General features: G+C 41.1%; 4 protein-coding genes and 1 tRNA gene. 1 reads left to right on the top strand and 4 read right to left on the bottom strand.

Annotation, left to right across the window (positions count from 1 at the left end):
* Nucleotides 1–169: 169 nt before the first annotated feature.
* Both NF867_RS13080 and NF867_RS13075 read right to left on the bottom strand, forming a co-directional pair.
* Nucleotides 170–529 carry a KTSC domain-containing protein gene (locus NF867_RS13080; RefSeq protein WP_252588450.1) on the bottom strand — a complete coding sequence of 120 codons (360 nt, stop codon included), beginning with the start codon at nt 527–529 and terminating at the stop codon, nt 170–172.
* Between the two features lie 947 nt (nt 530–1,476).
* Nucleotides 1,477–1,550: transfer RNA gene (locus tag NF867_RS13075), tRNA-Ile, on the bottom strand.
* Between the two features lie 73 nt (nt 1,551–1,623).
* Here NF867_RS13075 and NF867_RS13070 point away from each other — a divergent pair.
* Nucleotides 1,624–2,247: an HAD family hydrolase gene (locus NF867_RS13070; protein ID WP_252588449.1), complete on the top strand. Its 624-nt coding sequence runs from the start codon at nt 1,624–1,626 to the stop codon at nt 2,245–2,247.
* Nucleotides 2,248–2,462: 215 nt separating this feature from the next.
* Here the strand turns inward: NF867_RS13070 and NF867_RS13065 are convergent, their stop codons facing one another.
* Both NF867_RS13065 and NF867_RS13060 read right to left on the bottom strand, forming a co-directional pair.
* Nucleotides 2,463–6,596, bottom strand: a complete 4,134-nt coding sequence (locus NF867_RS13065) for a T9SS type B sorting domain-containing protein (RefSeq protein ID WP_252588448.1) — start codon at nt 6,594–6,596, stop codon at nt 2,463–2,465.
* Between the two features lie 519 nt (nt 6,597–7,115).
* A partial coding sequence (locus NF867_RS13060) for a PKD domain-containing protein (RefSeq protein WP_252588447.1) occupies nt 7,116–11,252 on the bottom strand: 4,137 nt, incomplete at its 5' end.

Raw genomic sequence — 11,252 nt, 5'->3', positions numbered from 1 at the left:
ATATCTATAATTATTTAGAAACTAATTGAGCTAAACAAGAATTGACTAAAATAAAAATTAGAGATACAGTTTAAAATAATGCAGACCGTATTTTCGCGAAACCGCTGCACCATCAAAACAGCAGATCTCGAACCTTGGATCAATCAAAATTTGCAACCCCGGGAATTTTCTAATCAGTTAATGAAAATTTATATCGCCCATTTATATAGGCATGATAATACTTCCCTTTTGATTCAGCAATCTTAAAACCTTTCCAAATACTTAAAGGAACATTAGCGTATAAATAAGACTTGCCATTCATAGTAATAATCATAAAGCCCAAATAACCATCACAGCTATAATACCCAACATTGTTAATAAACGAACTCTCGGGAGTTAGTACTTGTTCCTTAACTACAAAATCACTTTTCTTTATTAACGAAATCGCTTGTTCATAGGAAGAGTAATGCTTTGGTAATTGATGACAATTCTGACTGTAAGTACTACCTAAGGATAGAATTAAAGAAATTGTTAATAATAGACTCTTCATAATATCTAGTTAAATAAAAAGTAGCACATAACGGTTTACAGGTTTATGCCTAATTTACATGAACCAATTACTTACAGCATTAAACTAAATAAATAGCTTCAATTTTTGTATTCACGCTTCACTGAGGCTTAACTTAAACCTGTTGCTATGTGTTGGCATGGTTTTTTTTGTAAATTATAAGTCGTCTTTTGCTTGTTGTTGTTTTATTTCGCTGTTGATATTGTCTTCGTAAATTAATTGCACATAGCAACTAGAAACACTAATGTTACGGATTGATAATTCAATGACACCTTCCGATGATCCACAGGTCAAGCTGTATTTACATCTTCCCATTTTAACTTCATGCATTTTAGAATTATCATCATCCACATAGGAATTTTGAAATTCTTCTTTAACTATCGATGAAAATTCTCCGTATTTTTCGATAAGTAATCGTTTAAGATTAAAATAGTTGTCGGAAAGTCCAGACCAAGTGGATTGGTATGGGAAAATTACACCTACTCTTGATACTAAATCTTTTTGCGAAATGGCGTAAATTGTACAATCTTTATATCCGGCAAACTCTCCTTTAAATTGTGCAATACCGTCCCGTCAATGGGCACACCTTTAAAGCTTAAATGTTCAACTTTTTGATTTCTGGTTTTCTCATACTAACACATAACGACTCTCTAAACGCAACTATCTTCATTTATTCCTCATATATAGAAAATAAACGCAATAAGACAAAGGTTTAAGAATTGAACTTTAAATAAATTGATTAAAATCAAAATTTTAAATAGAGGTTTAGTATTCAGCTGGTCAACTAGGTAGATACTAAGTATCTACAATGAGTTTAAAGCTTAGATATGAAGTATCAAACATTGATGAGATGCATATCGAAGCATCTTGAAAGGCCAACAAAAAAAGCGCTGTTTATTTATCATAAACAGCGCTTTCGTAATTTTCCGTGGACCCTCGGGGGCTCGAACCCCGGACCAAAAGATTATGAGTCTCCTACTCTAACCAACTGAGCTAAGGGTCCTGATTTGTTTCTCAAATCGTCCGCAAATATGTAAAATTGCACCCGAAATCACAACTTATTAACTCTTATTTAAGTGAAAATTATTAAAAATATAATCTTCGACTACGGCAACGTGATCTTTTCTATTGATTTTCAACGTGCTAGCCAAGCATTTAAAAATATAGGTCTGGAGCATATTGATGACCTTTTTGGCCATCGTGCCCAGGCTAACTTCTTCGATGATTTTGAAAAAGGCAAAATCACTGCTGAACTATTTGTTAGTGAGGTAAAAAAGTTTGTCCCTAATGCTTCCAACCAGGAAATCATCGATGCCTGGAACGCCTTATTGATCGGGATTGACGAAGGTAATTTGGAGCTTCTGCTTAAAGCCAAAGCCAAATACCGCACCTTTTTATTGAGCAACAACAATGAAATTCACTATAACTGGATCATCGAGTACCTAAAGCACAAATGGAACATTGCGGATATGTCGGGTTATTTTGAAAAAGATTATTACTCGCACCTGATGGGTTTGCGTAAACCCAATGCCGATATTTTTGAGGAGGTTTTAAAAATACATAACCTAAACCCGGAAGAAACTTTATTCATTGACGACAGTCCCCAGCATATTGCCACGGCAGCGAAGTTAGGACTGCATACGCGCCTTGTTGCTCCCGGGGAAACGTTGAAGGAAGTGTTGAAGGAGTACCTTTCTTAGTTAATAGTCGATAGACCATGGTCCATGGTGGCCAGTACACAGTCCAAAATTGGCAGTTTGCCGACTTACTACTATGGACTATGAACTATTGTCTATGGACTATCCTTCGACTGCGCTCAGGATGACTAGTAAATACAGGATGACTAGTAAATACAGGATGACTATTAAATACAGGATGCCTAATAAATACAGGATGACTAGTAAATACAGGATGACTAGTAAATAATTGTAACAGAACCTGCTGTAGGTGATAACTGTTCTTGATTAGGCTTTAGCACATAATAATAAGTTCCTTGCGGTAGGTTTTTATTCTTGTACTTTCCGTCCCATGGCACTGAATAACCTTTGGTATGGAACACCTGCGACCCGAAGCGATCATAAATAAACACTTCCATGTTCGGGTAGCTTTCAATGCCGGGGATTGTCCAGGTATCGTTTTTACCATCACCATTAGGGGTAAACACATTGTTCACTTCTATTTTAGGCAACACGGTTACATTTACAGTACATGTAGCCGAACAATTTTCGGCATTGGTAACCACTACCTGGTAGGTTTTATCAATAGTTGGTGACAAAATTGGATTGGCAATGGTTGGATCACTCAAACCATCTGTTGGAGTCCACTGGTACTTATAACCCGAACCTGAAGATCCATCCGTAGTTATTTTCAATTCAATATCAATTCCGGCTACCACTGTGTAATCTTTACAATCTATTACCGGCAAAACGCCAACCGTTATTTTTTGTTCCGAATAGCTTTCGCAACCCGAAGGACTGTTTTTAAACGTATAACGAACCATATGCTCCCCTGCTCCGGCTGTTTGTGGAGAAAAGGAAGTTTGCTGTACACCGTCAACTGTATAAACTCCAGTGCCACCATTGCCATCTAAAGGCATACCACCTGCTAATACAAAGGAAGGTTCGTTGATACAAATAGCAGAAACAGGCAGATTTAACGAAACCTGCGGACTGGGATCTATCGTAAAACTAAGTTCTTCTATATCAGTACACACCATAGAAAATCCAGCTATTAACCGAACCTTAAAAGTTTGTGAAACAGTTGAGGCTGCAGCGGTAAAGTTGATTTGCGCATCATTCATTACCGTTTTTACTACCTGGTTAGCGGCATCAATAATTTCCCATTTGCGGTAGGTGATCGTTCCAAAATCAGTGGTAGAAACATCCTTGAAAACCATTTCGGCATTAGTACAATAAGGGGCAACACTCAGGTTTTGAATCGCCGCTTTCACATTCGAACCCAATACCGATACATCATAAACAAACGTTTTTGAACAACCATAAGTTGATGTAACCGTAAGACTAACCTTTTTAACTCCCGCTGTAGTATAAGTATGTACAGGATCTTTGGCGGTGGAAGTGTTATTGGCGCCACTTGCTGCATCATCAAAGTTCCACAAGTAGCTTAAAGTTGAACCATCGCTGATGCTACTTGCATCAAAGAAAGAAAACAAGCCAAAGCAATCGGCAATAAAAGAGAATTTAGCATCAGGCGTTGGCCGGGTTTCAATTTGTATAACGTTGGAAACGCGTTCACAACCTTCGTCATTTATGATCTTCAAACTATAACTTCCTTTACCCCATACCACCAGGGTATCAGCAAACGAATCGGCTAAGTTAGTACCATTTAACAGCCACTGATACGAACGGGCCTTACCGACTGTATTTCTCAAAATAGTTTTTTCTCCCTGACACAGATCGGTTTTATTATTGTCAGCTGCAATCACCGGATCGCCAATTACATTCACTGTAAAAGGTGATGCTATTACCTTACAATTAGAAGAAGGATCGTTAATGGTACCTGTTGCCGCCACAATTAAACGGTAGTATTTAGGGTCGGTGGTTTGAACATTGGTTAGCGCCAGCGAACCTGTTGTTGCTCCCGTAATGTTATTCCATGTTTTATTATCAGCGCTGGATTGCCATTGAAAATCAGGATTTACAAAGCCAGAAATTAAGGTGGATTTCAGGTTGACATTCGCACCATTACATACAAAGGTTTCTGTTGATGATGCTCCAGGCACATCCGAACTGATATCTATTGATCCGCAGATACTAAAGCTAATGTCATCGATGGCCAAATCATTTCCACAGCCTCCCGGTCCGTTGTTACGCATTACCAAAACCACTTCTGTTTGCCCGGTAAAATCAATACCAAACTCCATCCAGCTCATTTGATTGGCGGCATAAATATCACCTGTTGAAACCTGGTCGATGATGTTATTACTCTTATCCCTTATTTCGAAGGTGACATTCACCGGTCTATCCGGAGAACAGGCCCTTGTTTTATGCAACACATTGGCTATAAAAGCGGAGAAACGATAGATCGCATTCGTACATAAACCGCTGATTGGAGCGCGGTAAAATTCTCCCGGCGCATTGCTGGCATTAAAGATCAACATGCGCCCATTAACATCTCCGGTAGTATGATCTTTTTCGCCCGAATGCCAGGCATTACCAAAAACATTTGGTACAGTTGAAAAATAGCCATAGCTACCATCATTAGGATCCGACTCGTTTCGGGTGTAAGTGGTGGTACCCGGAAGATCAAGCGGGTTGGCATCTGTTCCCAACGTGATCACCTGAATGGGGGTTACTCGTCCGGAGCAGGTAACTGTGGCTGGTACTTTTACCGTAACCGTCCATTGCTGGGTATTGCTAAATTTATCTTTAACCGTGTAGACCACCGGATTGGTAAAATCTTTAGCTGTGCCAGAGGCGGGTGAAACCGTTGAGCAGGGTGATACCACTATTGTCGGTGTTAGGTTGGTAACATTCGTTCCGGGCAACACCTCTACAGTTATGGTATGACTAGCTTTATTGATCACTGCCGGAGTTTTCTGTTGCGATAATGAGAAGGCTAAAATATCGGTCAGGTTGGTAATGTCATCCGTATATCGTACTACAAATGCATCTGATTGTTTACTGGTAATTTTTACATCGCAAGTTCCCGGGTCTAAATCAACCTGACTGTCATAAGATCCCACTAAATAACTATTCCCATTTTGATCAACGCCTACTCCTGTTCCCTGGTCATAAGCCCCGGTACCGTTCATGGTTAGGTGCCATTTATAATTACCCGAAGCATCGTATTTGGCCAGGTAAACATCAAAGCCAATATTGGTGTTGGTTCCATTTTGTGTTCCCGGGCCTGCATCGAAATCTACCGTTGACGTAAATCCCCCGGTGATATAAATATTATTATCCTTATCGATAGCTGAACTGGTAAGTAATGTTTTAGCAGCGGTTCCTCCTATTTGCTGTGCATAGACATAATTTCCATCGGCATCATATTTGGCAATAAAGCCATCGTATTCGCCAATGGGTGTAAAAAAATTAGTAAGGGTTGGCGATGGATTAAAATCAGAGGTTCCGGTAAAAAGTCCGGTTAAGTAAATGTACCCGTCAGTTCCGGCATGGATCCCCACTCCCCTTTCGGTATTGTTGCTGCCAAAGCTAAAGGCCCATTTATATTTTCCGTCTTTATCGTATTTAGCAGCAAAAACATCAGCACCCCCTTTTGAAGTAAGCGTTGCTACAGCTGTCGGATCCGGGTCGAAATCAACACTTCCCTGCAATTCACCCGTTATATAAGCGTTCAAATCATTATCAACAGTTACCTTGTAGCCAATATTCGGAGAACCATTTTCGCCCATATTGATCACCCAATTGAAAGCACCAGTATTAGAATACTTAACAATGTACACATCCGCCGAGTTACTGGCGCCGGTAAGCTGGGTGGGTTGCGCTGGATTGAACGCCACTTTATCAGTAAATGTTCCTGTTAAATAAACATCATTATTTTTATCAATAGCGATGGAATTGGCTACATCGTTACCCGTGTTTCCCGCCGAATATGTCCATCGGTAATTACCATTATTATCAAACGAAGCGATGAACAAATCTGGACCGCCCTTTGAGCCAACAATGGCACTATTGGTCGGTGGATTGAAATCAGTTGGCCCGCTAATAAAGCCGGCTAAATACACATTCCCAGTTCCATCAATTGCCAGCGATTTTGGTTCATCACTATTTGCTGACCCGAAGCTTTTTACCCAAATAAGGTTTCCGTTTAAATCATATTTAGCCAGAAATATATCTGATAGCCCTTTGGAGGTGATGTTTTTAGTGCCGAAAGAAACTACATCATTAAACGAGCCTGTAACAAAGGTATTTCCTTGTTGATCAACTGCTATACTGGTTCCATAATCGTTTAAATTACCTCCAATTCCGGTACCCCAAAGCAAATTAGGTTGTTGTGCTTTGGCTAAGAATCCGCAGGAAAGAAAAACTAAAATAAAGTAAGTAGCCTTTAAGTAAAAATGCTTCATAGCCAGCAATTTATTCAGAATAAAGAAGTTTTTAAAATTTAATCTATAGAACTGCTATGTTTTATTCGAATGATCTCAGACGGCATTGACATTATTAAAGTTTTAGGCACTCAATTACTTACCTCCCCAATTGTAACCATCTCATTTGGTTCGTATGGTCGGCCTCATAGCCGGCCGAAGGCCTAGAAAATTTCTCCTTGATGAGAAAGTTTCCAAAGAATCAAGGCTACGCAGCTTTAGCTAAAAGATTCTAAAAAGATTATCTGCAATTCAAGACGTTTCGCTTCGCTTCACTTCTCCGAATTGCTTTGCCACATCACTTATCTTCGTACTACACATCTTTTTAAAATCTTTCTTCACGCTAAAGCTGCTTAGGCCGGTCCTGAATACCAGTTGTACTATATCAACACCGAACAATTAATCTTAATCTAATAAATTAATCAGAAAAGCGAATTTATTAAACGCAGAAGGGCGACCTGTTCAGTCGCCCTTCTTTGTATTTATTGTTTTAAAAACTAGCTAGTAAATAATGGTGATCGCTCCCGCACGTGGTTTAAGCTGATCTTTGTTCGGCTTAATTACGTAGTAGTAAGTTGCCGGAGGAACAGGTCTTCCATCTCTCGAACCATCCCACTGATCTGCATATCCTTTCGAGTAGTAGATCTTATCACCGTAACGGTTGTAAACATACACCTCTACATCCGGATACTTCTCAATTCCAGGGATATCCCATTTATCGTTTACATTGTCACCGTTAGGTGTAATCACATCAGGAATTTTCAGGTCAGGCAATACATTTACGTGAACATTACAAGTGCTTACACAACCTTCGGCATTGGTTACATAAAGTGTGTAAGTCATGTCTGCCGTAGCCGAAAGTACTGTCGGTGTTAAGCTGGTCGGATCATCCAATCCTGCAGCCGGCAACCATTTGTAAGTATAGCTTGCACTTTCTTTCGACAATAGCTTCATGTCTAATTTCACGCTCTTACCGATAAACACATCGAAATCCATACAATCAATTACTGGTGATTCGTATACTCTGATCTGCTGTTGTGCAGTGTCCTTACAGAAGTTAGCAGCCTGGAAGGTATACATTACCGTGTGTAAGCCAGGTCCTGCTTTCTGCGGATAGAAGTTACCGTTTTTCACTCCTATTCCACTGAATGTACCCGCTCCGCCTACTCCATCTGCCGGAGAACCGCCAGTTAATTTCACCGAAGGAACATCCATACAAATATTTGCTAGAGGTCCTAAGGCAACCACCGGACTAGGTTTAACGGTGAAGTCGTATTGAATTGAATCCACACATGTGCTACCGGTGCTCACTATTAATCTCACGTTATAAGTCGCATCCACAGTTGAAACCGGCGGGTTAAACACCATGGTTGGACCGTTCATTGGGTTAGTGTTAGCAACTGGATTACCAGTGTTCTCATCAAAGATCTTCCAGCTCCAGGTTTGAACTTTACCAATTTTCACTGTCGACTTATCTTCAAAGATCAATGCATCGTTTGAACAATAAGGCTGTGGTGAAGTGATCACAAAGTTGGCCTTAGGCTCTCCGTTGATCATCACATCCATAGCGAATGTAGAGTCGCAATGTGCAGAGAACACCGTTAATGTAATGTGCTTCATACCCGGAGATTTGAATGAATAGCTAGGATTCATTTGGGTTGAAATTGATCCAACGCCATCTCCAAAGTTCCACAAGTAACCAAGGTTAGAGCCATCAGTAATATAACTGGTGTTGTTAAACTGAATAGCATCGGTCATACAGCTCGAAGGCACATCAAATCTTGCAACCGGGCGAGGCCAGATGGTTATTTGTACCGAATCTGATTTATCCTCACAACCTGCTGCATTGATAATTCTAACCTGGTAGAACCCACCTAAATCAGCATCGTAAGTTGCTTTTGTAGCACCAGGGATAACCACATTATTTCTCAACCATTCGTAAGAAGTACCAATTCCTTCAGCTACCAATTTCACTTTAGTACCCTCACAAACATTATCAGGAGTGGTCATCTTCACTACAGCTGCCGGATTAGCAAACACGCTGATCGTATCGTTAATCGCAGTGAAACACTGAGTTACCGGATCGGTATAAGTGTAAGTGATCACATGTATACCTGCTCCTGCTGTATCTGGATAGAATACATTGTTATAGATACCTTTACCACCTGCTATTGTGTAAATACCTCCTGCAGGAGTTCCTGTATTCAATGTAAGTGGTGCATCCTTCGTACACATGGTATCAACCGGAAGTTTAAAGTTCACCGTTGGTTTTTGATAGATCACAAACGAGCTGGTATGTGATGCCGGACAACCATAAACAGGCGTTACCGTTAACTCTGCTGTCAGCGTTTTACCAGCATAAATTTCCGGAACAAATACGGTGATCTCATTTCTGGCTTCCTGATTCAAGTTAATTTCAGTTGCACCGTCAAAGAATCTCCATTTGTAGTCGTAGCTCACACCTAAGCGCATAACCGAGGTATCTCTTAAAGTGATGTTATCACCGGCACATACCGAAGCACGTCCTTTCAGATAGAAATTAACTTTAGGAACATCTCCCTTAACATTAAACACTTTGGTTAAGCTATCTAAACAACCGTTATCTGTAGTTCCATACAAGGTAACTTTCTTAGGTCCATTCGACATGTAGAAATGTCTTCCGTCAACATCTGTCGAATACAGATCAGAAGTTTTAGCCGGATCATCTTCGAACTTCCAGAAGTAGGTTACCGGACTACCATCAGCATTTGTCGTTTTATTCACAAACACAGTTGTATCAACTAAACATTCTGCCGGTAAATCGAAATCAAGTTTTGGTTTCGAATAGATCGTTAAATCAACCGGAATTGAAGAAGTTCCCGCACAAGTGTACTCATTGGTTACCATTACCGAGTAAGTATTTGCACCAATTTGAGTAGGTATAAATGTTTGTGCCGTTGCTCCAGGAATTACAGTTCCATTCATTAACCACTGGTAGCTGCTTGCTGTTGAAGAGGTCAATCTGATTGTATCTCTTTGTTCACAAGCCGGGTTATTTCCGGTCATGGTAATCACTGGGTTTGGCAATGCTTGTACCGAAACATTAAACACAGCCGAGGCAGTACATCCGTTAGCCGCAGCGTAAGTATAGGTGATCGGATGGATACCCACTCCTGCTACTGCCGGGTTAAATGAACCTGCCGTTACACCTGTTCCTGTATATGTACCTCCTGCAGGAGCTCCACCAGTTAAGGCAAATGCTGGTTTGTCAAGACATACAATTGAATCTGGAATTGCCAAGGTTACATCAGGGCGAGCCTTAATCGTTACGGTTTGAGCTGTCGCCTCGCTGTAACAATTGTTTGCAGCCGTTACACCTAATGTAATGGTGTATGTTTTATCAATATTCGATGGATCGAAACGGAAGGTTGCAGTTAAATTCGCATCCAGTCCTACAGGGAACACGCGGTTACCCAGTTCATCAGTTATGATCCATTCTATTTTAGCAATGCTGCCTAATCCGCCTGCCATTGTAGAAGTATTCGTTAAGGTGTAATCCACATCATAACATGAGCTTCCTAATGGAGCCAGGGTAAAGCTTGCTAATGGTTTATTACCGCTGAAGTTAATTGAGTGACCAATTGTATCGGTACAACCATCGGCACTGGTAACTTTTAAGGTTACCCAATAAGAACCCACCGCAGCGTATTGGTGAGTAGCTGTTACTCCTGTTCCTGTTGTTCCATCACCGAAGATCCAATCGTAATTAGTAATAGTTCCAGTCGAAGTAGAAGCATCAAACTCAACACCGCTTGCACTTACACAATTAGAGTTTGAACCAAATGAAGCTACCACAGCAGGGTATTCAGTTACAGCTACTGTATTTGATACTTCATCACATCCGAAGGTGTTGATACCCACTGCGTAGTAATTACCCGCTTTAGTTACTTCGAATGTTGTACCTGAAGCAATACTCACTGTTGGAGCAGAAGCCTCATACCATTCGTAGTTAGTAGCTCCTGTTGCTGTTAGGGTAAGCGTTTCATTCGGACAAATTACTGCCGGACCTGCAGGAGTTACTACTGGTGTAGGTAAAGGATGAATAACTATCGTTACAGTTGCTGAATTACTTGGACATCCTCCATCTGTTGCAGCTGCTGTGTAAGTAATAGTATACGTACCAGCTCCTGCTGTTAATGGATTGAAGGTATTGCCACTGATCGTTCCCGCTGGTACTGCCGGACTCACGGAGTAAGCCGGAGTGCCCACTGCAACACCGTTTGTTACTGTTGGTGTAAGGGTTACTACTCCTCCGTCAACGCATACTTCAGGTTTATCTGCCGTTAAGGTTGCTACCGCTACCGGGTGTACCGTGATCGACTGTGGCGCTGTGCTGCTTTCACAACCATCCTGGGTTCTCACCGTCAGTTTCACATCATACGTGTGGCTTGAGGTGATGGCCGGGAAGCTGATCGATACCACTGCCTGGTTAGCTGCTGAGATCGTGTTGATCACCGTGCCGCCTTCGCTGAATTCCCAGATGTAATCCTTGATCGGGCTTACGCCGGTGCTTGAACCGGTGGCATCCAAGGTCACTGTTCCGTCCTGGCAAACCGTCGTGGCCGATGCCGTAAAGCTTGCCACTGGCGTTGCGCCATT

This window comes from Solitalea agri (assembly GCF_023914155.1).
Classification (GTDB): Bacteria; Bacteroidota; Bacteroidia; order Sphingobacteriales; family Sphingobacteriaceae; genus Solitalea; species Solitalea agri.
The sequence above is the reverse complement of the archived record's forward strand: the minus strand, read 5'-3'. Positions and strand labels throughout refer to the sequence as shown.

Bases quoted from the DNA above. Each gene is read 5' to 3' on its own strand.
- NF867_RS13065 (WP_252588448.1), bottom strand. From the start codon at position 6,596: ATGAAGCATTTTTACTTAAAGGCTACTTACTTTATTTTAGTTTTTCTT.
- NF867_RS13080 (WP_252588450.1), bottom strand. From the start codon at position 529: ATGAAGAGTCTATTATTAACAATTTCTTTAATTCTATCCTTAGGTAGT.